This is a genomic window from Pseudomonas sp. (genome assembly GCF_033723075.1).
Taxonomy (GTDB): domain Bacteria; phylum Pseudomonadota; class Gammaproteobacteria; order Pseudomonadales; family Pseudomonadaceae; genus Aquipseudomonas.
In genome coordinates this window covers 280,176-300,398 of the sequence record NZ_JAWVXU010000003.1, presented here as the reverse complement: position 1 = coordinate 300,398, position 20,223 = coordinate 280,176, and the positions used below count along the sequence as shown (strand labels likewise).

18 protein-coding genes are annotated in these 20,223 nt (G+C 62.2%); 8 read left to right on the top strand and 10 right to left on the bottom strand.

Going from position 1 to position 20,223, the window contains the following annotated elements:
- Positions 1-44 precede the first annotated feature (44 nt).
- Positions 45-1,154 carry an agmatine deiminase gene (gene aguA / locus R3355_RS05670; RefSeq protein WP_318960413.1) on the top strand — a complete coding sequence of 370 codons (1,110 nt, stop codon included), beginning with the start codon at positions 45-47 and terminating at the stop codon, positions 1,152-1,154.
- 11 nt (positions 1,155-1,165) lie between these two features.
- Positions 1,166-2,260, top strand: a complete 1,095-nt coding sequence (locus tag R3355_RS05665; RefSeq protein WP_318960412.1) for an extracellular solute-binding protein — start codon at positions 1,166-1,168, stop codon at positions 2,258-2,260.
- 194 nt (positions 2,261-2,454) lie between these two features.
- On the opposite strand, the gene R3355_RS05660 is transcribed toward R3355_RS05665, so the two are convergent.
- Positions 2,455-2,925, bottom strand: coding sequence for an RNA methyltransferase (locus R3355_RS05660; RefSeq protein ID WP_318960411.1), 471 nt, complete (start codon positions 2,923-2,925; stop codon positions 2,455-2,457).
- A gap of 263 nt (positions 2,926-3,188) precedes the next feature.
- A complete protein-coding gene (locus R3355_RS05655; RefSeq protein ID WP_318946739.1) occupies positions 3,189-3,563 on the bottom strand; it encodes a YajD family HNH nuclease in 375 nt (124 codons plus the stop codon).
- A 132-nt stretch (positions 3,564-3,695) separates the two neighbouring features.
- On the opposite strand from R3355_RS05655, the gene R3355_RS05650 reads away from it, so the two are divergent.
- Positions 3,696-4,022: a hypothetical protein gene (locus R3355_RS05650; RefSeq protein ID WP_318960410.1), complete on the top strand. Its 327-nt coding sequence runs from the start codon at positions 3,696-3,698 to the stop codon at positions 4,020-4,022.
- A 120-nt stretch (positions 4,023-4,142) separates the two neighbouring features.
- On the opposite strand, the gene R3355_RS05645 is transcribed toward R3355_RS05650, so the two are convergent.
- Positions 4,143-4,616 carry a cyclic nucleotide-binding domain-containing protein gene (locus R3355_RS05645; RefSeq protein ID WP_318946741.1) on the bottom strand — a complete coding sequence of 158 codons (474 nt, stop codon included), beginning with the start codon at positions 4,614-4,616 and terminating at the stop codon, positions 4,143-4,145.
- 221 nt (positions 4,617-4,837) lie between these two features.
- Positions 4,838-6,883, bottom strand: a complete 2,046-nt coding sequence (locus R3355_RS05640) for a S9 family peptidase (RefSeq protein WP_318960409.1) — start codon at positions 6,881-6,883, stop codon at positions 4,838-4,840.
- A 153-nt stretch (positions 6,884-7,036) separates the two neighbouring features.
- On the opposite strand from R3355_RS05640, the gene R3355_RS05635 reads away from it, so the two are divergent.
- The 3 genes from R3355_RS05635 (at position 7,037) to R3355_RS05625 (ending at position 9,137) form a co-directional block, all read left to right on the top strand.
- Positions 7,037-7,525: an MFS transporter gene (locus R3355_RS05635; protein ID WP_318960408.1), complete on the top strand. Its 489-nt coding sequence runs from the start codon at positions 7,037-7,039 to the stop codon at positions 7,523-7,525.
- Between the two features lie 275 nt (positions 7,526-7,800).
- Positions 7,801-8,574, top strand: coding sequence for a class II glutamine amidotransferase (locus R3355_RS05630; protein ID WP_318960407.1), 774 nt, complete (start codon positions 7,801-7,803; stop codon positions 8,572-8,574).
- Between the two features lie 38 nt (positions 8,575-8,612).
- Positions 8,613-9,137 carry a DUF2937 family protein gene (locus R3355_RS05625; protein WP_318960406.1) on the top strand — a complete coding sequence of 175 codons (525 nt, stop codon included), beginning with the start codon at positions 8,613-8,615 and terminating at the stop codon, positions 9,135-9,137.
- 396 nt (positions 9,138-9,533) lie between these two features.
- On the opposite strand, the gene R3355_RS05620 is transcribed toward R3355_RS05625, so the two are convergent.
- The 5 genes from R3355_RS05620 to R3355_RS05600 form a co-directional block, all read right to left on the bottom strand.
- The gene (locus R3355_RS05620; protein WP_318960405.1) at positions 9,534-10,877 is read right to left on the bottom strand and encodes a TolC family outer membrane protein; all 1,344 of its coding nucleotides are present in this window, start codon (positions 10,875-10,877) and stop codon (positions 9,534-9,536) included.
- Between the two features lies 1 nt (position 10,878).
- Positions 10,879-12,225, bottom strand: a complete 1,347-nt coding sequence (locus R3355_RS05615) for an HlyD family type I secretion periplasmic adaptor subunit (protein WP_318960404.1) — start codon at positions 12,223-12,225, stop codon at positions 10,879-10,881.
- Positions 12,226-12,231: 6 nt separating this feature from the next.
- On the bottom strand, positions 12,232-13,971 hold the full coding sequence (locus R3355_RS05610) for a type I secretion system permease/ATPase (protein ID WP_318960403.1): 1,740 nt from the start codon (positions 13,969-13,971) through the stop codon (positions 12,232-12,234).
- Between the two features lie 691 nt (positions 13,972-14,662).
- On the bottom strand, positions 14,663-15,841 hold the full coding sequence (locus tag R3355_RS05605) for a VWA domain-containing protein (RefSeq protein WP_318946749.1): 1,179 nt from the start codon (positions 15,839-15,841) through the stop codon (positions 14,663-14,665).
- A 142-nt stretch (positions 15,842-15,983) separates the two neighbouring features.
- On the bottom strand, positions 15,984-16,829 hold the full coding sequence (locus R3355_RS05600; RefSeq protein WP_318960402.1) for a MoxR family ATPase: 846 nt from the start codon (positions 16,827-16,829) through the stop codon (positions 15,984-15,986).
- 249 nt (positions 16,830-17,078) lie between these two features.
- Here R3355_RS05600 and cysK point away from each other — a divergent pair, with 249 nt between their 5' ends.
- The gene (gene cysK / locus R3355_RS05595; RefSeq protein ID WP_318946751.1) at positions 17,079-18,053 is read left to right on the top strand and encodes a cysteine synthase A; all 975 of its coding nucleotides are present in this window, start codon (positions 17,079-17,081) and stop codon (positions 18,051-18,053) included.
- An 86-nt stretch (positions 18,054-18,139) separates the two neighbouring features.
- Here the strand turns inward: cysK and rpoS are convergent, their stop codons facing one another.
- Positions 18,140-19,171, bottom strand: coding sequence for an RNA polymerase sigma factor RpoS (rpoS, locus tag R3355_RS05590; protein ID WP_318960401.1), 1,032 nt, complete (start codon positions 19,169-19,171; stop codon positions 18,140-18,142).
- A gap of 272 nt (positions 19,172-19,443) precedes the next feature.
- Between rpoS and R3355_RS05585 the strand changes: the two genes are divergently transcribed.
- A complete protein-coding gene (locus R3355_RS05585; protein ID WP_318960400.1) occupies positions 19,444-20,157 on the top strand; it encodes a response regulator transcription factor in 714 nt (237 codons plus the stop codon).
- Positions 20,158-20,223: the final 66 nt, after the last annotated feature.

The window sequence follows — 20,223 nt, the reverse complement described above, 5'->3', positions numbered from 1 at the left end:
CGCGTACTGTGCGCACATCTCTCCAGCACAAACGAGGTGTAGCTATGGCGCGTTCCCTGACTTCCATCCCCAAGGCCGACGGCTTCCGCCTGCCCGGCGAGTTCGAGCCCAAGGCCGGTTGCTGGCTCGGCTGGCCGGAGCGCACGGACGTGTGGCGCAATGGCGCCAAGCCGGCGCAGAAGGTCTGGGTCGATATCGTCACGGCCATTGCCAGCAGCGAGCCGGTCACCGTGTGCGCCTCGGCCAGCCAGTACGCCAACGCCCGACGCCAGCTGCCGCCCCAGGTGCGGGTGGTGGAAATGACCTGCAACGACACCTGGTTCCGCGACAGCGGCCCGGCCTTCCTGGTCAATGACGACAGCGGTGAGGTGCGCGGCGTGGACTTCGAGTTCAACGCCTACGGCGGCCTCGATGGCGGTCTCTACTACCCCTGGGACAAGGACGACCAGATCGCCCAGAAGATCCTCGAGATCGAAGGCTTCGATCGCTACCGCGCGCCCTTTATCGCCGAGATGGGCGGTATCCAGAGCGATGGCCAGCGCACCCTGCTGACCACCGAACAGTGCCTGCTTAACCGCAACCGCAACGCTCACGTGGGCAAGGCCGAGATGACCCGCAGGCTCTCCGATTACCTGGGCGCCGAGCAGGTGATCTGGCTGCCGCGCGGCTGCAAGTTCGATGAAACCGACGGCCATATCGACGACCTGGCCTGCTTCGTGCGCCCCGGCGTGGTGGTGCAGCAGTGGACGGACGACCGTAGCGATCCGCAGTGGGAAATCTACCAGGAGGCCTACGACATCCTGCGCAGCACCCGCGACGCACGGGGCCGCGAACTCGTGGTGCACAAGCTGGCGCAACCACGGCTGCTGGAGTGGACGGCGGAGGAGGCCGCCGGGCTGGATCAGAACGACGGCACCCACCTGCGCCAGGCCGGCACGCAGATCTGCGCCTCCTATATCAACTATTACGCCGGCAACTCGGCCATCGTCGTGCCGCTGTTCAATGACCCCAATGATCGCGTGGCCCAGGCCACCCTGGCCGAGCTGTTCCCCAGGCAGCGCATCATCGGTATCGAGAACTCGCGGGAAATCCTCCTCGGTGGCGGCAACGTCGCCTGCATCACCATGCCGCAATACGCCGCGCCACGTGCCTAAGGAGATTCGCCATGTCCGTGCATCCTCTGCTTGTCGCCATGGGCCTTGGGCTCGCCAGTCTGGCCGCCCAGGCCGAAACCGGCAAAGCCCGGGTCAACCTGTATATCTGGAGCGAGTATATGGCTCCCGATACCTTGAGCCGCTTCGAGGAACAGAGCGGTGTGCGTGTGGTGGTCGATCACTTCGACTCGCTGGAAACCGTTGAAACCAAGTTGCTGACCGGGGGCAGTGGCTACGATCTGGTGCTGACCGCCGGCCAGCACCTCAGCCGGGCCATCGCCAGCGGTGCCCTGCAGCCGCTGGATAAAACCCGACTGGCGCATTTCGCCGGGCTGGATGCCGAGTTCGTCGAGCATATGGCCGCCTTCGATCCGGGCAACCGCTATGCCGGCATCTATGTCTGGGGCACCACCGGTATCGGCTACCAACAGCAGGCCATAGCCACGCGCATGGTGGATGCGCCGACCGACAGTTGGGCGATGTTGCTCGATCCCCAGGTGGTGTCGCGCTTCGCCGATTGCGGGGTGAGTTACCTCAACGACCCCAACGAGGTGTTCGCCGCGGCCTTCCGCTATCTGGGGCTGGATATCAACCGGCAGAGCCTGGATGACTTGAAACTGGCCGAAGCGCACCTGGCCAAGGTGCGTCCTTCTATTCGTTACTTTGACAACGATCGCAATATCAGCGACCTGGCCAATGGCAATACCTGCCTGGCGATGTCCTGGAACGGCAACGTGTCGATCGCTGCGGCTCAGGCCGCCGAGGCGGGCAAGACGTACAGCCTGCGCTACCGCATCCCCAAGGAGGGCACCCTGCTCTGGTTCGACGCCATGGTCATCCCCAAGGACGCGCCCAACCCGCAGGCGGCCCATGCGCTGATGGACCACCTGATGCAGCCCGAGATCATCGCCGCCGTCACCAACAGCATCTACTACGCCAGCGCGGTGCCGGCGGCCAATTCCAGCGTCGATCCGGCCATCCTCAACGACCCCGGCACCTATCCGCCACAGGAGGTGCGCGCCGGGCTCTATACCAAGAACGACAACGCCAAGGCCTTCAACCGCGCCCTGACCCGGGCCTTTAGCCGGCTTAAGTCCGGGACCTAGGGTGCGCTGCGCGCACCGCGGCCTTTGTGGTTCCTCGCGACATATCCCCGCCGTCCAGCGACAGCAGTTTGATCGGCCGCGGACTGGAAGATCGGCGTTTAATCCCGGTGCGCACGGCCTAGGCGGCCCCGCGCCCTACGGAACCGTCGCCAGCCCAGCGCGGTGCTGTATTTCGGGGATGCCGTCCCGAAGGCCTATTTGAATTTGGGCCCGGACTTGGTGTTGTTGCCCTTGGCCATGCGGTCGTAGAGCACGACGTTGACCGTGGCCGCCAGGTTCATGCAGCCCTGGGTGGGGATATAGATCACGTCCTCGCACCAGGCGCGGATCTCCTTGTCCAGCGAGCCGTCTTCCGGGCCGAAGATGTAGATCGCGCGATCCGGGTGGGTGTACTGCGGCAGTGCCCGCGCGCCTTCGACCAATTCCACCGCGACCGGCGTGCAGCCCAGCGGGATGATCTGCTGCAGATCCTCGACGCCGATCAACGGAATATCCATATAGATGCGCTTGGTGTCGGTGACGAAGTCGCGGGCGCGCTCATAGCGCTTGCCGGTGTAGAACACCGAGGCCGCCCCATAGCAACCGGCGGCGCGCATTACCGCACCGACGTTCTCCGGGGATTTGGGGTTGAATAAACCAATGCAGCTGTATCGTTTGTTCGCCACGAAGCCAGGCCTATACGCAAAGGGCGGCAGTATAAGGCCTGGCGGCATTGCTGCCAGGGCAATCGGATGAAGCTGCATGCTGGGGCTGATGGGATTACGGCATCGATTGGCCGAGCGCCCGCCGGATTTGTGCCGCGCTGCCGAACCAATGGTGCACTGCCTGCGGCGAGTGACACCCTACGGGGCGCGGTTCGCTCGAGGTCATTGGTCGGAGCAGCGGGCGTTTGGAGGCGGCCGCAGTCGGCGGGGGTTGTCCCAATCGCTCAGTCTTTGCTTTTCAGCAGGGCGGCCAGGTCGGCGAATGCCTTGTGGGTCGATTTCGGCCCCTGCGGGCTGGCGGTCGAGCCTTCGCTGAAGTACTGCTGGTCGGTGTAGCGCGCGTGCTCGTTATCGTGGCAATACAGGCACAGCAACTCCCAGTTGGAGCCGTCTTGCGGGTTGTTGTCGTGGTTGTGATCGCGGTGGTGCACGGTCAATTCGCTCAGGCGCTTGCCGGCAAACTCCCGGGCACAACGGCCGCAGACATGCGGGTACATCTTCAGGGCTTTATCCCGGTAGCCTTCCTCGCGACTGCGCTGGGCATCGGCGAGGATGCGGTCGAGCTTGGCGGTAGGCGAGGGTGATTTGTCCGTGCTCATGGCTTGTCTCGTGGCGGTATGCTGATGCCGACAGTGTAGCCCTGCCGGTGGTCGGCGAAAACAGCCGGGCGGGCACTTATCGGCGGTGTGCGCAGCCCAATGCCCAAGAGTCTCATTAAAGGGAGGTGGATGATGCGCCTGACCAGCGTGCTACTGCTGTGCCTGACGGTTCTGTACGGTGCGGCGATTCAGGCCCGGGACTATCCCCCGTCGACGCCCCGGGAACGGCCGGCCGGCTCGCCCGGCACTGCCACGCCGCAGCCCTTCGTCCAGCCGCAGCCGCGCAATCTGCCGACTCCTGCGCCGAATACGCCACCTCTGCTCAACGACGGTACGGGTTACAAGGCCAAGCCACCTGGCGGTACCCTGGCTCCGCCGGATGGCGAGTTGCCGCTGCTGGAACAGCAACGCCAGCGCAACAGCCAGGGCTTGCCGGGTAGCCGCAAGGGCGGCGACTGAACTGGCCAGGTCGGCGTAGGGTGGATCGGGGCGCGTAGCTGACGCTTTACCCATCCACCACCACCAACGATGGTGGATGAAAAAGGCGTCATCCACCCTACCTGGCTGCATCAGGTCTGCCTAGATCTGATGCTCGACCAGTTGCCCGTCGACCATGCGCAGGCGCTTGGACATGGCCACTGCGATGGCGCGGATGACCTGGGCGGCGGACTTGGGGGCCTCGTGCAGCATCTTCTCCAGCGAGTCCCGGGCCAGGACCAGCAAGGTGCAGTCGCTGGCGGCGATGCAACTGGCCGAGCGTCTTTCGCCGTCCAGTACCGCCATTTCGCCGAAGGCACGACCCTTGCGCAGCTTGGCGATCTCGACCGTTTCGCCGCTGGAGTTGGTCTTGCGGATCGACACCGCGCCGAAGTGGATGATGCACATGAAGGTGCCGGCATCGCCCTCGTGGCAGATGATTGCATCCGGCTCATATCTACTGATGTTGAAATAACCAGCCGCGCTGAGTATTTCGCTGGGTTGCAGGCCATTGAACAGGCCGCAATCGAGCAGCATGTTGCGGATTTCGTCGATCAGAAAAGAAGTGTCTGGCATGAGTGTTCTGCTGCGTCGGGCCGGTATCGGTTTGACGTTAGCCGGCCGGCTCAGGCTTGCCAACTGCCGTTTGCGCGAAGCTGTGAAGGCGTGCGCAGTTGGGTATCTTTTCAGCACGCTGGAGCGTGGCAACAAGCATAAACGCCTTCCCCGGTTGCGCTGGCGCTTATGCGGGCCACTCCTTTGAATGAGCGGCGATACCCATCAAGCCACTCTGCCGGTTATCCCCGCTTGAACACCTTGAGCAGGAAGGCGTACTCCAGCGCCACGTCCCTGAGCGCCTGGTAGCGCCCGCTCATGCCGCCATGGCCGGCATCGAGGTCGGTCTTGAGCAGCAGCAGGTGGTTATCGGTCTTGGTGGCCCGCAGTTTGGCCACCCACTTGGCCGCTTCCCAGTACTGCACGCGGCTGTCGTTGTAGCCGGCCACGGCGAGGATCGCCGGGTAGGCCTGGGCTTTGACGTTCTCGTAGGGCGCGTAGCCTTTGATCCGCTCGAACACTTCGGGATCGTGCGGGTCGCCCCATTCGTCGTACTCGGTGACGGTCAGCGGCAGGTCGGGGTTCTGCATGGTGTTGAGCACGTCGACGAAGGGCACCTCGGCGATGGCGGCGGCGAACAGCTCGGGGCGCTGGTTGAGCACCGCGCCGATCAGCAGGCCGCCGGCGCTGCCGCCGCTGATGGCGAGCTGGGCCGGGCTGGTGTAGCCGCTGGCGATCAGGTGCTCGGCGCAGGCGATGAAGTCGCCGAAGCTGTTGTGCTTGTGCTCCAGCTTGCCGGCTCGGTACCAGGCTTCGCCCAGCTCGCCGCCGCCGCGCACGTGGGCGATGGCAAAGACGAAGCCGCGCTCGAGCAGGCTCAGGCGCGCGTGGGAGAACCAGGGGTCGAGGCTTTCGCCGTAGGCACCGTAGCCATAGAGATAGAGCGGGGCAGGCTGGCCAAATACGTCACGCTTGGCCACCAGGCTGATGGGCACCTGGGTGCCGTCCGCTGCGCTGGCCCAGAGGCGTTGGCTGACATAATCGTCGGCGTCGAACGGGCCCAGCACCGGGGTTTCCTTGAGCACCTGCTGGGCGCCGTCGGCGAGGGTCAGTTGGCGGATCTGCGCCGGACGGTTGAGCGCCTCGTAGCGCAGGCGAATCACCGGGCTGGCGAACTCCAGGGTGTCCTGCACGTAGAGGCTGTAGGCCGCATCCGGCAGGTTGACCCGGTAGGCTTGCTGGCCCTGGGCGTGCACCTCGATGATCGGCAGGCCGCCTTCGCGCAGGCTTAGGGTCAGCGCGCTGTCGTTCAGACTCACGCCTTCGAGCATCACCTGCGGATCATGGCCGCGCAGTTCGCTCCAGCGCTCGCGGGTCGGCGTCTGCGCGGCGGCGCTGTCTTCCTTGACGCAGTACAGGGCGAAGTTGATCCCGCTCTGGTTGCTGCGGATCAGCCAGGCCCAGTCGCCCTCGACCTTGCCGTGGTCGACGTAATATTCGTGGCCTTCCTCGCGCGGCGCCAGGCAGCTGAACGTGGCGTCCGGCGTGTCGGCATCCAGCACCCAGGCCTCGCTGGTGGTCTTGCTGTTGAGCAGCAGCACCAGCTGGCGCTCGGAGCTGGCGCGGTAGCAGTTGAGGAAGAAGCGCCCGTCGGCCTCGTGGAACACCAGCTCGGCCGCATCGCTGCCGAGGCGATGACGGTACAGCTTGTGCGGGCGATGGCAGTCGTCCAGCTCGCCGAAGAACAGGGTCTGGCTGTCGTTGGCCCAGGTCATGCTGCCGTCGCAGTCGGCGAACGGCAGCTGGCTGATCGCGCCTGTGGCCAGTTCCTTGACGAACAGCTGGTAAACCTCGTCGCCGCTGGTGTCCAGGCTGTAGGCCAGGCGCCGGTGATCCTGGCTGACGCTGAAAGTGCCGAGCGAGAGAAAACCGCCGTCCGCCAGGGCATTGGGGTCGAGCAGCAGTTGCTCGGCGTCTTCGTCGACATCGAGCGAAGCATCGGCCGGGCGTGGGCAGCGGTAGTAACGCGGGTATTCGTCACCGGCGGTGGTGCGCTGATAGTACAGCCAGGAACCCCAGGGCGAAGGCAGCGACAGATCGGTCTCGCGGATTCGGCTCTTGATCTCCTGAAACAGCGCCTCGCGCAACTCGCGTTGCTCGGCCAGCTCGGACTCCAGGTAGGCGTTCTCCGCCTTGAGGTACTCGAGCACCTCCGCGGTGTCGCGCTTCTCCAGCCAGCTGTAAGGGTCGGCAGCGTTCTCGGTGCGGGCGATGGGGGCGAGGGACATCTGGTAACTCCAATTCGGTACGGTCGGCAGTCGGACCACGGAAAAGTCGTTATCATAAGCCGCACTGCGTCAGCAGGCCGTTGAAAATTGCAGCCTTCGCTCGCTGCGCGTTATCAACGGCCCAGCCCCGTCATGCTCAGAGATCCGCGCTTTATGACCGAGAACGACTATTTACTTGCCTGGGGCGTCTATACAGCCTCTGCCCTGGGTTGCCTGCTGGTGTGGTTCCGCATTACCCGCGGGATGTGGCGTTACCTGCGTGAACCCCTGCGCTTGCTGGCGGCGGTGCTGCTATTCAGCCCGACCGCCGTCGACCCGGGCAATGAAGCGGTGCTCGCCCCGGCGATTGCCATCACCGCGCTGGATCTACTGTTGGATGTGGGCACCAGTGTCTGGCGCGCAGTGGCCGATCTGGCCATGTACGGCCTGTTCGCGTTCGCCCTGTATGTGCTGTTCGTGGCCATTCGTTGGCCCTTGGAACGCTGGTGGAAGGGCCAGCGTGGCCTGCAAGCGGAAGCGGATGACGAGAACGCGCCGACCCTGCGCGAGATCATGCAACGCGAGAACGACGAACCTGCCGATGGCCATTATGGGCAGGCTGGCGATGGCAATCGCCGTTTTCGCGTCGAACCGCGGCTTTGAGCCGATTTCTCGTAGCTGACTGACTGGGCGCCCCCAGGCTCTTATAAAACTGAAAATAACCCTTTGTTTTATATGTACAAATTTAAATGTCAGCGAAGTCTTGCAGGCGCCAGTAATCGCAGGATGGTGCGGGCGGCGATCCGTCGGGCTGCGTAGGATGAGCGCAGCGATCCTGTCGCAGATCACCTGGGCGGCTAACCCGTCCTGCGGATCTGGAGTCGTTCTCGCGACGGCGCGCGATATTGTCTCAATCCCTGAGTCGAGAGTTTTTAACCATGTGTGAATTGCTCGGCATGAGCGCCAATGTGCCCACCGACATCGTCTTCAGCTTCACCGGCTTGATGCGTCGCGGCGGCGGCACCGGGCCGCACCGCGACGGTTGGGGTATCGGTTTCTATGAGGGGCGCGGCCTGCGCCTGTTTCAGGAGCCGCGCGCCAGCAGCGAATCGGAAGTGGCGCAACTGGTACAGCGTTATCCGATCAAGAGCGAAGTGGTGATCGGCCATATCCGCCAGGCCAATGTTGGCAAGGTCTGTCTGGCCAACACCCACCCGTTTGTGCGTGAGCTGTGGGGGCGCAACTGGTGTTTCGCGCACAACGGCCAGATGGCGGAGTATGCTCCGACGCCGAGCTTCTATCGACCGGTTGGCGACACCGACAGCGAGGCGGCCTTTTGCGATCTGCTCAACCGCCTGCGCAGCGCGTTCCCGGAGCCGGTAGCAGTTGAACTGTTCCTGCCCAGCCTGGTGGCTGCCTGTGCGACCTATCGCCAACACGGCGTGTTCAACTGCCTGCTCAGCGATGGCGACTGGCTTTTCAGTTTTTGCTCGACCAAGATGGCCCACATCACCCGGCGCGCGCCCTTTGGCCCGGCGCAGTTGAAAGATGCCGATGTGCGGGTGGATTTCCAGGCCGAGACCACACCCAATGACGTGGTGACGGTGCTGGCCACCGAGCCTTTGACCGATAACGAGTGCTGGACCCTTTATCGGCCGGGCGAGTGGCGTCTGTGGCGGCGTGGCGAGTGCGTGGCGCAGGGGCAGGCCTGAAGGAACGGTGCGCGAACCACAACGAATCAGGGGGCAGGATGTTTAGAAGCTATCTACGCTTGGCGCTGTTTGCCCTGGGCCTGTTGGTGGGCGTGCAGGTACCGGGTTTTATCGACGACTACAGCAAGCGGGTCGAAGCACACCGCCTGGAGTCCGAGCAGAGCCTGACGGGTTTTCGCGAAACCGCCACGCGCTTTTTCAACGGTGACCTGCAAGCGCTGGTGACCCACTACCAGGCCAGCAACGACCCGGTGATGCGCAGCGATGCGCAGAGCGTGGGTTATCTGGTCGAGCGCGCGAGCTTCCTCGAACTGGAATGGCAGGCCATGCAGGGGCCGTGGTACGGCCAGGTCTGGCACCTGGCGACGGCCGCCGACCGTGAATTGATGGATGAAACCTACAGCGCCTACCGTTATCAGGTGCTGCTCGAGCCGCAAGCCATCGCCTGGGGACTGGTCTGTGCCTTGCTGCTGGCCTGGCTGGTGGAGAGCCTGCTGCTGATGATCGGAGTGCTGCTGGGCGTCGGCCGCAGCCAGAAGGTGCAGCAGCGACATTGGCGTTAGCACCTGCTGGGCGTTGTTTTGGTTTTGCAGCATTCGCGGCTTAAGCGGTTCTGATCAAACTAAAGTCTCGATGGATACCAGGTCGAGGCGTCGAACCGTCCGTGTGGTAACCCAGCCCTGGGCGCTCTGCATCCGTCGTACTGAGACGCGGAGCGTCTCGGGCTGCGTGCCTACGCGGAGCGTGGGAACGATCAAACGATCAAGTCAAATTGATGCTCATCGTAGGAGCGGGCCCATGCCCGCGAAACTGCTGTCGCGGGCATGGCCCGCTCCTACGGGATTTGCAGTGGCCGGTAACATCGGCTGTACGCGGTTAGGCGAGTCGTCGCCCGGCGGGTCGCCGGCGTTTCTACGGTTGGGCTTCAAGCCGAGAACATCGCAACCCCGGCGCCCGCCTCAATAGCCCAGGACCAGTTCCGGCCCGAGGTAGGCATTGACCCGGCCTATATCGTCGTCGCCGAGCAGGCCCACGGCAGCCTCCAATTGCAGGCGCGACAGCAGGTAGCGCAACTTGGCTTCCAGCAGGTCGCGGCGGGCAAGAAACACCTGCTCTTCGGCATTGAGGATGTCGACGTTGGTGCTGGAGCCGGCGAGGAAGCCCTTCCTGGCCGAATCCTGGGCGCGTTCGCTGGAGGCGACGGCTCTTTGCAGGGCCCTGATGCGGGCCTGGCCGCTTTGTACACCACGAAACTCACGGGTAGTGGCTGAGAACACTTCTTCGCGGGCGGCATTCAACTCTTCGCCGGCCTGCTCGCGACTCGCCACGGCCTGACGCACCCTGGCGCTGACTGCGCCGCCGGAGAACAGCGGCATATTGAATTCCAGGCCGGCCGAGGCGTAGCGGTTTTGCTGGTTGATGGTGGAGATGGAATCGCTCTGACTGTCGGTATAACCCAGCACCAGGTCGAGGGTTGGCCAGTGCCCGCTGCTGGCCCGATTGACTTCCTCTTCCGCCACACCATGGCTGTAGTGACGAGCACGAAGGGCCGGGTTATTCGCCTGGGCCTTGCCTATCCACTCTTGCAGGGTTTCGGGGTACAAACTCGGGGTCGGGAAGTCGTGACGCAAGGTGGCGACGTGTTCGGGTACTTCGCCGAGCATTTCCTCGAGCAGACGCAGGGCTATCACGTGGTTGTCCTGCGCCTCGATCAGTTCGGCGGCAGCCAGGTCGCGCCGCGCCGTGGCCTGATCGACGTCGGTGATGGTGCCGTCGCCCAGATCGAAGCGCCGCTGTGAGGCCGCGACCTGCTGTTCGAATGCCTTCAGCTTGGCCTCTGCCAACTCAATGGTTTCCCGGGTCAGCAGCACATCGAAATAGCGGCCGGTCAGGCGTACCGCGGCATTCTGGCTCTTGGCGTCGAACACCGCCTCGCTGTAATCGGCGCGTTGTTTGCCCTGACGGTACTCGGCGAGCTTCTGGCGATTGAACAGTGGCTGGCGCAACTGCACCGCGAGGTTCTCCGAATCGTAATCCAGGTCGTTTTCGACCGTGCGGCCGAGCGCGTCGGGTTGCTCCTGGGTGCCGTCGATACGGTTCTTGCTGGCGCTGGCGTTGATCTGCGGCAGTAAGCCCGCCCGTCCCAGAGCACGGTTTTCCAGGCCGGCATCGCGTTCATGCATGGCTGCGCGGTAGGTGGGGCCTTGTAGTCGCAGAGTATCCCACGCGTCCTGCAAGTCCAGGGCGCTGACGGGCAGGCTGGCCAGGCTGGCCAGGCATACCAAGGTGAGGCGAGCTGCCATGTTATTGCTCCTTGAAGGCGCCATCGACTCGGTCAAGCATCGGTTTCATCAGGTAACTCATCAGGTTGCGCTCGCCGGTCTTGATGGTCACTGTGGCCGGCATTCCCGGACGTATCCGGTTGCTGCCGAGTTTGCTCATACCCTCTTCGGTCACCTCGATTTCGGCCAGGTAGTAGGGTTGCTGATTGGTTTCATCGATCAGGCGGTCGGCCGATACGGTGAGCACACGCCCCGGAATGTTCGGTGTTTGCGCATGGTTGAAGGCGGGGAAGGCAATGTCCACCGGCAACCCTGCAGACATCTTGTCGATGGCCTGCACCGGAATCATGGCGTCGACCTGTAGCGGTTCGTCTGCCGGCACTACATGCATGATAGTCGAGCCTGGCTGGATCACCCCGCCGATGGTGCTGACATTGAGCCCAAGCACAACCCCGTCGATGGGCGAGCGGATCACCGTGTTGGTGACTTCATAGTCCAGCGAGCGCAAACGGTCGGCCAGGGCCGTGGCTTCCTTCTGGGTCTCGGTCAGTTGAGACTGCACTTCCTTCTGGAAGTTTTGCTCGAGCTGGAGGATGCGTAACTTCAGCTCGGCGATCTGATTGCGCGCGCGGCCGATGTCGGCGATGTTCTGTGCCAGCGAGGCATTCAGTTCGGCCGCGTTGCGTTCCAGTTCGAGCATGCGGTTACGCGTGACATAGCCTTCGGCGGCGAGGCTGCGGATGCCTTCCAGCTCCTGCTTGAGAAACTTGATCTGCGCATAGCGTGAGCCCTGCACCTGGCGTAGCCCTTTGATTTGTTCCTCGGCGCCGCGAATGTTTTCCTGCAGGATTCCGGCTTCACCGATCAGGGCCGAACGGCGGGTGGCGAACAGGCGCTGCTGCAGGCGGGTTGCCGCATGCAGGCGCGGGTTGTCGGCGAACTGGGCGAGCAGTTCGGGATCGAAGGTCACTTCGTCGAGCCCATCACGTTCGGCCTGCAGACGGTTTTCAACGGTTCGCACCACTATGTACTGGGAGCTGACCACGCCTTGCTCGGCAAGCGCCTGGGTCGAGTCGAGCTCGATCAAGGCCTGGTTGTGTTTCACCAGGTCGCCTTCACGCACCAGGATCGCCTTGACCGAGCCACCGCTCAGGTGCTGGATGCTCTTGCGGTTGTCGGTCACGTTGACCGTGGCATTGGCTACTATCCCTGCATCCAGGGGGGCCATGATGGCCCAGAGGATGAACCCGCCAAAGCCGGCAAGCACCAGCCCCAGACCCCAGCGCCCGGGGCGGCGGTCATCGACGTCGATGCCTTGCTGATTGTTGGCCTGCGGCAGGTTTTTGCTTTCGAACTCGAGATTCGACATGATCCATCACTCCTTGGTCTTGACCGACGCCAGGGTCGGTGAACCCGCCGCGGCCGGCATCACGCTGGCCTGACGGAGTGCGCTGAAAACTTCATCGCGGCTGCCGAACATCTGCACCGCGCCCTCGCGCAGCACCAGCACCTTGTCGACTATGTTCATCACGGTCGGCCGATGCGAGATCAGCACCAGGGTCTTGCCGCGTTGTTTGAGGTCGACCAGGGCTTTGATCAAGGCCGCCTCGCCGACGTCATCGAGACTGGCGTTCGGTTCGTCCAGCACGATCAGCGAGGGTTCGCCATACAGGGCACGGGCCAGGCCGATGCGTTGCTTCTGGCCACCGGACAGCGAGCCGCCGTCAGCCCCCAATGGCGTGTCATAGCCTTGCGGCAAGCGCAGGATCATTTCGTGCACGCCGGCTTGCTGAGCCGCCAATATCACTGCCTCACCGTCTATCTCGCCGAAGCGGGCGATGTTCTCGGCGATGCTGCCATCGAACAGCTCGACATCCTGTGGCAGGTAGCCCAGCCAGGGGCCGAGTTCCTCCTTGTCCCAGAGGAATACATCGGCGCCGTCCAGGCGCACCTTGCCGGCCGTGGCCGGCCAGACGCCGACCAGCAGCCGCGCCAGGGTCGACTTGCCGGCGGCCGATGGACCGATGATGCCCAGCGCTTCGCCGGGGGCGACGTTGAGGGACACCCCGCGCAGAATTGTCACGGGGGAGCCTGGTGCCGTGGCGTAGGCGCCTTCCACCGCGACCATGCCCAGCGGCTTGGGCAATGGCATGCCCGGTTTGTGCGCGGGGAAGTCGCTCAGCAGGGTGCTGAGACGACCCCAGGCCGCGCGGCTGGTGAGCAGCTGCTTCCAGGTCGAGATTGCCAGTTCTACCGGAGCCAGAGCGCGCCCGGCCAGGATCGAACAGGCAATCATCATCCCCGGGGTGATCTTGCCTTCGATCGCCAGTAGCGCCCCGGTGCCGAGAATCAGTGATTGCAGGGTAATGCGCACGAAGCGCGTGGTGCCGTTGATATAAGCCGCGCGATCCGAGGCCAGGGTCTGCATTTCCAGCGTGCGCAGGTGATTGCCGAACCAGCGCTGACGGATGGACGGAAGCATGCCCATGGCCTCGATGACTTCGGCGTTGCGCAGGTTGTTATTGGCGAAGGTTCCGGAAGCCATGGCGGACTGGTTGGCTTCAGCCAGTGGCTTGCGGGTGCTGACCTCGGTCAGGTAGGCGAGGGCGATCAGCAGTATCGAACCGATCAGGGTAATCAGGCCGAGCAGCGGGTGCACCATGGCGATCACCAGCAGGAAAATCGGTGTCCAGGGCGCATCGAAGAAGGCGAACAGGCCGTTGCCGGTGAGAAATTGACGCACCTGGGACAGGTCTTGCAGCGCTTGGGCCGGGTTGCCGCCGGCGCGCCGCAGATTGCGCTCGAAGGCTGCGCCGAACACCCGTTTGTTGAGCATCATGTCGAGGCGGTTGCCGACCCGGATCAGCACGCTCGAGCGCACCACCTCCAGCAGGGCCATCAGTACGTACAGACCCACGACCAGCACCGTCAGCATCAGCAGGGTGGTGACGTTGCTGCTGACCAGTGCGCGGTCATACACCTGCAGCATGTACACCGCAGGCGTCAGCATCAGCACGTTGATCACACCGCTGAAGGCGGCCAGGGTGTAGAAGGTTCGGCGTAAGCGAAACAGCACCTCAGCCAACTCGGAACGGGGAGACGGCAACATATCCATATAGAACCTCCAGGACTGCAGATCTCTGAGTACTTAGCTGCGGCTAAAGCTATTCACCATCCGCACCAGGCAATCAAAGTGGAGGGCGATAGCAATGCTCCGCTCAGGTGCCAACGGCGGCTTTGCTAACTAGGTATAGAACGGGTTTTCGGCTTCACGCAAGGGCTGAAAATGCTGGATCAGCTGATCTGCGATCAAAAAGCGAAGGACTTATTCTCTAACGCTGGCAGTAGCTTATGATTTCTAAGGTTTTTTAGTAGTTGGCCCGACGATATCTTGACTAGGCTGAATTCAGCGACTTTGGTCTGATCGTGAGCGCTGTCTGAAATGCCGGAGATATTGAAGGGAGCGGCTGCACAGGCGATCAACGTCACGGATTTGATCCAGGCCACAGGTGCGTACCGGCGGTGCACCTACCGCGCTACCCGCAATGGGGACTGTTATGTACGGCCGCTGGCGATAGATACGCATCGTCGGCGCGGGGGGCGCCTGGTTGCCATGCCCGCGAACAGCGGTCGCGGCCATGGAGCAGGGCGTCCCCGCCGCTCCTGCAGGTACCTACAAGCCGATAGACGTAATTGCACCCCAAGTTTGCTGCGCGACAGCGCTCCGTCGAAGACGGCGAGCGAGCTCCTGCAGTGTCGACTTCATGCAACCAACAGGGACATAGCCACTTGTCGCCGGCATGTGCCTACTTGGAGAGGAACTTCATGCCATCTTCCAACCCCTGCAGCGTCAGCGGGTACATCTTGTCTTCCAGCAGTTCGCGCATGAGGTTGGTCGAGGCGGTGTAGCCCCAGGTGTCCTTGGGGTAGGGGTTGATCCAGATGAGCTTCTTGTACTTCTCCATGAAGCGCTTGATCCACACGTAGCCCGGCTCCTCGTTCCAGTGCTCGACGCTGCCGCCGGCCTGGGTGATTTCGTAGGGCGCCATGGCGGCGTCGCCGACGAACACCACCTTGTAGTCGGCGCCGTACTTGTTCAACAGATCCTGGGTGGAGAAGCGCTCCGAGCTGCGGCGCAGATTGTTCTTCCACACCGACTCGTACACGCAGTTGTGGAAGTAGAAATACTCCATGTGCTTGAACTCGGTCTTGCAGGCGCTGAACAGCTCTTCGCAGACCTTGACGTGGGCATCCATCGAGCCGCCGATGTCGAACAGGATCAGCAGCTTGACCGTGTTACGCCGCTCCGGGCGCATCTGGATGTTGAGCAGGCCGCCGTCCTTGGCGGTGTGATCGATGGTGCCGTCCAGATCCAGCTCGTCCTGGGCACCCTGGCGGGCGAACTTGCGCAGGCGGCGCAGGGCGATCTTGATATTGCGCGTGCCCAGTTCGACCTGATCGTCGAGGTTCTTGTACTCGCGCTGATCCCAGACCTTGACCGCCTTGCCCTGGCGCTTGCCGGCATCGCCGACGCGGATGCCTTCCGGGTTGAAACCGCCGGAGCCGAACGGGCTGGTGCCGCCGGTGCCGATCCACTTGTTGCCGCCTTCGTGGCGTTCCTTCTGCTCTTCCAGGCGCTTCTTGAATTCCTCGATCAGCTTGTCCAGGCCGCCGAGGGATTCGATCTTGGCGCGCTCCTCGTCGGTCAGCGAACGCTCGAATTCCTTGCGCAGCCATTCATCGGGGATCAACGCCTCGATGTGCTGGTTGAGGTTTTCCAGGCCCTTGAAATAGGCGCCGAAGGCGCGGTCGAACTTGTCGAAATGGCGTTCGTCCTTGACCAGGATCGCGCGGGCGAGATAGTAGAACTCGTCCATGTCGGCGAACACCACGTTGTGCTTCAGCGCGTTGATCAGGTCGAGCAGCTCGCGCACCGATACCGGCACCTTGGCCGCGCGCATTTCATTGAACAGGTTGAGCAGCATATAGGCGCCCTCAAGAAGATCCGTAGGGTGGGTTAGCCGCGCAGCGGCGTAACCCACCATCGATGCCGCAGGCATCGCCTTGGCCAGCCTGGCGGCTGGTTGGTGGGTTACGCTTCGCTAACCCACCCTACAAGAGCGTGGCTTAACGACTGGCGCGGCGGCTCATGAAGGCCAGACGCTCCAGCAGCTGCACATCCTGCTCGTTCTTTACCAAGGCACCTGCCAGCGGCGGGATGGCCTTGGTCGGATCGCGCTCGCGCAGCACCGCTTCGCCGATATTGTCGGCCATCAGCAGCTTGAGCCAGTCGACCAGTTCGCTGGTCGAGGGTTTCTTCTTCAGGCCCGGCACCTTGCGCACGTCGAAGAACACGTCCAGCGCCTCGGCGACCAGATCCTTCTTGATGTTGGGGTAGTGCACGTCGACGATCTTCTGCAGGGTTACGCGGTCGGGGAAGGCGATGTAGTGGAAGAAGCAGCGGCGCAGGAAGGCATCCGGCAGTTCCTTCTCGTTGTTCGAGGTGATGATGATGATCGGGCGCTTTTTCGCCTTGATCGTCTCGTCGGTCTCGTAAACGTAGAACTCCATCTTGTCGAGTTCTTGCAGCAGGTCGTTGGGGAATTCGATGTCGGCCTTGTCGATCTCGTCGATCAGCAGGATCACCCGCTCATCGCTCTCGAAGGCTTCCCACAGCTTGCCCTTCTTGATGTAGTTGCGAATGTCGTTGACCTTGTCGGAATCCAGCTGGGAATCGCGCAGGCGGCTGACCGCGTCGTACTCGTACAGGCCCTGGTGGGCCTTGGTGGTGGACTTGATGTGCCAGGTGATCAACTTGGCGCCGAAGGACTCGGCCAGTTGCTCGGCGAGCATGGTCTTGCCGGTGCCCGGTTCTCCCTTGACCAGCAGCGGACGCTCCAGGGTAATCGCGGCGTTGACCGCCAGCTTGAGGTCGTCGGTGGCGACGTACGACTGGGTGCCTTCGAACTTCATCGGTAAATCCTCGAACGATAACGTGCCGGGTAATACCCGCGGGTTCAGTATTTGAAAAGGCGACTATACCGCGCAGTCCCGGCGACTGTGAACGCAGACGCGCCATTCAGTCACTGAATGGCGGGTCACGTTTTGCACGTCACCGGAGTTGGTTGGCGTCTCTATCTGGTTTCGCCGCGCTGGACGGCCGCGCCTGGGCATCTTAGGCTTCAGGGCCTTCTTCCGGCCGCAAAGCACAAGGACACAGCCATGAGCCGCATCTTCGCAGACAACGCACAAACCATCGGCAACACCCCGCTGGTCAAGATCAACCGCCTCGGCCCGGCGGGCGTCACCATCCTGGCCAAGATCGAAGGACGTAACCCGGCCTATTCGGTGAAGTGCCGGATCGGCGCCAGCATGGTCTGGGACGCAGAGGCGCGCGGCGTACTCAAGCCCGGCATGTGCATCGTCGAACCGACCTCGGGCAATACTGGCATCGGCCTTGCCTTCGTCGCGGCGGCGCGCGGCTATCAGTTGCTGCTGACCATGCCGGCCTCGATGAGCCTGGAACGACGCAAGGTGCTCAAGGCCCTGGGCGCCGAATTGGTGCTGACCGAGCCGGCCAAGGGCATGAAAGGGGCCATCGAGCGCGCCACGGAAATCGCCGCCGCCGACCCCGCCAAGTACTTCATGCCGCAACAGTTCAACAACCCGGCCAACCCGGCGATCCACGAAACGACCACCGGCCCGGAAATCTGGAACGACACCGATGGTGCAATCGATGTGCTGGTCTCCGGCGTCGGCACCGGCGGCACCATCACCGGCGTTTCGCGCTACATCAAGCAAGCCCGGGGCAAAGCGATTCTCTCGGTGGCGGTAGAGCCGATCAGCTCGCCGGTGATCAGCCAGACCATCGCCGGCGAAGAACTCAAACCCAGCCCACACAAGATCCAGGGCATCGGTGCCGGCTTCGTGCCGGACAACCTCGACCTGGCCATGGTCGACCGAGTCGAACAGGTCAGCGACGAAGACTCCAAGGCCGTGGCGCTGCGGCTGATGCGCGAAGAAGGCATCCTCTGCGGCATCTCCTGCGGCGCCGCCATGGCAGCGGCCCTGCGCATCGCCGCCGAACCGGCGATGCAGGGCAAGACCATCGTGGTCATCCTGCCGGACTCCGGCGAGCGCTACCTGTCGAGCATGCTGTTCAGCGACATGTTCAGCGAGCAGGAACTGGTGCAGTAAGCCGCACAAGGCAAGCACAACGCCAGATACGCCAACGCCCCGCGATATGCGGGGCGTTGGGTATCGATCGCATCCCTTGTCGCGGCTTATTGGGACATTGCATCACCGGAGAGACCGTTCCTTTCCAGAATGGTCCGCAGACGCTTGAGCGCCACGGCCTGAATCTGCCTGACCCGCTCGCGGGTCAGGCCGAGAGCCTGGCCCATTTCTTCCAACGTACAGCCCTCATCGCCACGCAAACCGAAACGACGGATAACGACTTCTTTCTGTCTATCGGTGAGTTCGGTCAGCCACTCTCTGAGGCTGTGGGCAAACTCGCTGTCCTGCACCAACTCGCATGGGTCGCTTGGGTGCTCGTCAGCGAGAGTATCCAGCAGAGTCTTCTCGGAACTAGGGCCGAGCGCTGTATCCAGTGAAGATACCCAGACATTCCAATCGCGTATGTTCTCGATCTCACAGACGTTTTTGTCCATGAGTTTGGCGATCTCTTCGCTCGAGGGGTCATGATCGAGCTTGCGCGTCAGTTCACGGCCGGCAGCGAGGTATGCGTAGAGTTTTTTGACTATATAAGTCGGCAAACGGATGGTCCGGGTCTGATTCATCAGCGCACACTCGATGGTTTCGCGAATCCACCAGGTGCCGTAGGTCGAGAAGCGATAGCCGAGCTCTGGGTCGAACTTGTCCACCGCATGGATCAGGCCGAGATTGCCTTCTTCGATCAGATCCAGCAGCGACAGGCCGCGATTGAGATAACCACGGGCAATCTTCACCACCAGGCGCAAGTTGCTTTCGATCATGCGTCTGCGCGCCTGCTGATCGCCTTGTCTCGCCAGGCGCGCGAAGTGTTGTTCTTCCTGAGGGGAGAGCAGCGAGGAAAAGCCGATCTCATTCAGATACAGGCGAGTCGCATCAAGGGCTTGAGTCTGATCGATGAGCTTATGGTTCTTTACAGAGTTGAGCTTTGCAGGATTGAGCTTTACAGGATCGAGCTTGCATTTGCCCTGAGTGAGGGAAACTGTTGCCGCCTTCTTCGATGGAGGCTGGCTGGCGTAATAGCTGACGGCGCCAGATTGTTGGCATTTATCAACAGTGCAGTCACTTCTGAATATTAAAGTCATGTTATTTATCCAGATATTCCTTTAGGCCTTAAGGATGTAACAGTTATCTGAATAGCCGATAGATTCGGAAGTCGGGTCAAATTGTGCGACGTTGGTCTGCTATACCTATTGGACTATGGTCTTATCGAGTTTTGGCCAGTCTTACAGGTAATGACCGTTCTGATGCTGTCGCCCGGGCGATTTCGGGGCAGGTGAGAATTAGCGGCGGGTCGTTGCGTAAAGGCGAGAAATGGCACTCACGTCAAGAGTTCTACGCGACGGAGGGACTAGCAGTGATTTCCAGAATCAGGATTTGCATAGTCGACGATCATCCGCTCTTGAGGCAGGGCGTGGTTGCGGCGCTCAAGAGAGTTGCCGAGTTCGAGGTGGTGGAGCAGGGCGGCTCTGCCGATGAAGCCAAGGCTATTGCCATCAAACACACACCTGATGTGATTTTGATGGACGTAAATATGCCCGGCGACAGTTTTGCCGCCGTGCGTGCCATTGCGATGGCTACGCCGACGGTCAAGGTATTAATGCTGACTGTGTCCGAATCCGAAGACGATGCCTATGCCGCTTTGGAAGCCGGCGCCAAAGGCTATGTGCTCAAAGGCATAAGCGGGCCGGAACTGGTGCAGGCGATTAAAAACGTGGCGCAGGGCCAAACCTTCATCACGCCAGGTTTTGCCAGCAAGCTGATCAGCAACCTGAAAAAACATAACGACGATGAAAAGAGTCTCGCCGAACTTACTCACCGCGAGGAGCAAATTATCCGCGAGGTCGCCAACGGGCTGACCAACCGCGAAGTTGCCGAAAAGTTTTCGCTAAGCGAGAAAACCGTTAAGCACTACATGACCAGCGTCATGCAGAAGCTGCATGTGCGTAATCGGGTCGAGGCGGTCACGGCCATCAGGCTCCACTGGAAAAGTGAACAACTATCACGGGTCAAACAGCGCCAGGTCAGCCAGCGACAGATGCCCAGCCCGCCGGACAGGGATGTGAACTAGTGCGCTGTCTCGCAATAATCATTGCTCAAGCGGCTGCGGCTGGCCTGTAGGCCCTAGGCCGTGCGC

Bases quoted from the DNA above. Each gene is read 5' to 3' on its own strand.
- aguA (WP_318960413.1), top strand. From the start codon at position 45: ATGGCGCGTTCCCTGACTTCCATCCCCAAGGCCGACGGCTTCCGCCTG.
- R3355_RS05665 (WP_318960412.1), top strand. From the start codon at position 1,166: ATGTCCGTGCATCCTCTGCTTGTCGCCATGGGCCTTGGGCTCGCCAGT.
- R3355_RS05655 (WP_318946739.1), bottom strand. From the start codon at position 3,563: ATGAGCACGGACAAATCACCCTCGCCTACCGCCAAGCTCGACCGCATC.
- R3355_RS05650 (WP_318960410.1), top strand. From the start codon at position 3,696: ATGCGCCTGACCAGCGTGCTACTGCTGTGCCTGACGGTTCTGTACGGT.
- R3355_RS05645 (WP_318946741.1), bottom strand. From the start codon at position 4,616: ATGCCAGACACTTCTTTTCTGATCGACGAAATCCGCAACATGCTGCTC.
- R3355_RS05640 (WP_318960409.1), bottom strand. From the start codon at position 6,883: ATGTCCCTCGCCCCCATCGCCCGCACCGAGAACGCTGCCGACCCTTAC.
- R3355_RS05635 (WP_318960408.1), top strand. From the start codon at position 7,037: ATGACCGAGAACGACTATTTACTTGCCTGGGGCGTCTATACAGCCTCT.
- R3355_RS05630 (WP_318960407.1), top strand. From the start codon at position 7,801: ATGTGTGAATTGCTCGGCATGAGCGCCAATGTGCCCACCGACATCGTC.
- R3355_RS05625 (WP_318960406.1), top strand. From the start codon at position 8,613: ATGTTTAGAAGCTATCTACGCTTGGCGCTGTTTGCCCTGGGCCTGTTG.
- R3355_RS05620 (WP_318960405.1), bottom strand. From the start codon at position 10,877: ATGGCAGCTCGCCTCACCTTGGTATGCCTGGCCAGCCTGGCCAGCCTG.
- R3355_RS05615 (WP_318960404.1), bottom strand. From the start codon at position 12,225: ATGTCGAATCTCGAGTTCGAAAGCAAAAACCTGCCGCAGGCCAACAAT.
- R3355_RS05610 (WP_318960403.1), bottom strand. From the start codon at position 13,971: ATGGATATGTTGCCGTCTCCCCGTTCCGAGTTGGCTGAGGTGCTGTTT.
- R3355_RS05605 (WP_318946749.1), bottom strand. From the start codon at position 15,841: ATGCTGCTCAACCTGTTCAATGAAATGCGCGCGGCCAAGGTGCCGGTA.
- R3355_RS05600 (WP_318960402.1), bottom strand. From the start codon at position 16,829: ATGAAGTTCGAAGGCACCCAGTCGTACGTCGCCACCGACGACCTCAAG.
- cysK (WP_318946751.1), top strand. From the start codon at position 17,079: ATGAGCCGCATCTTCGCAGACAACGCACAAACCATCGGCAACACCCCG.
- rpoS (WP_318960401.1), bottom strand. From the start codon at position 19,171: ATGACTTTAATATTCAGAAGTGACTGCACTGTTGATAAATGCCAACAA.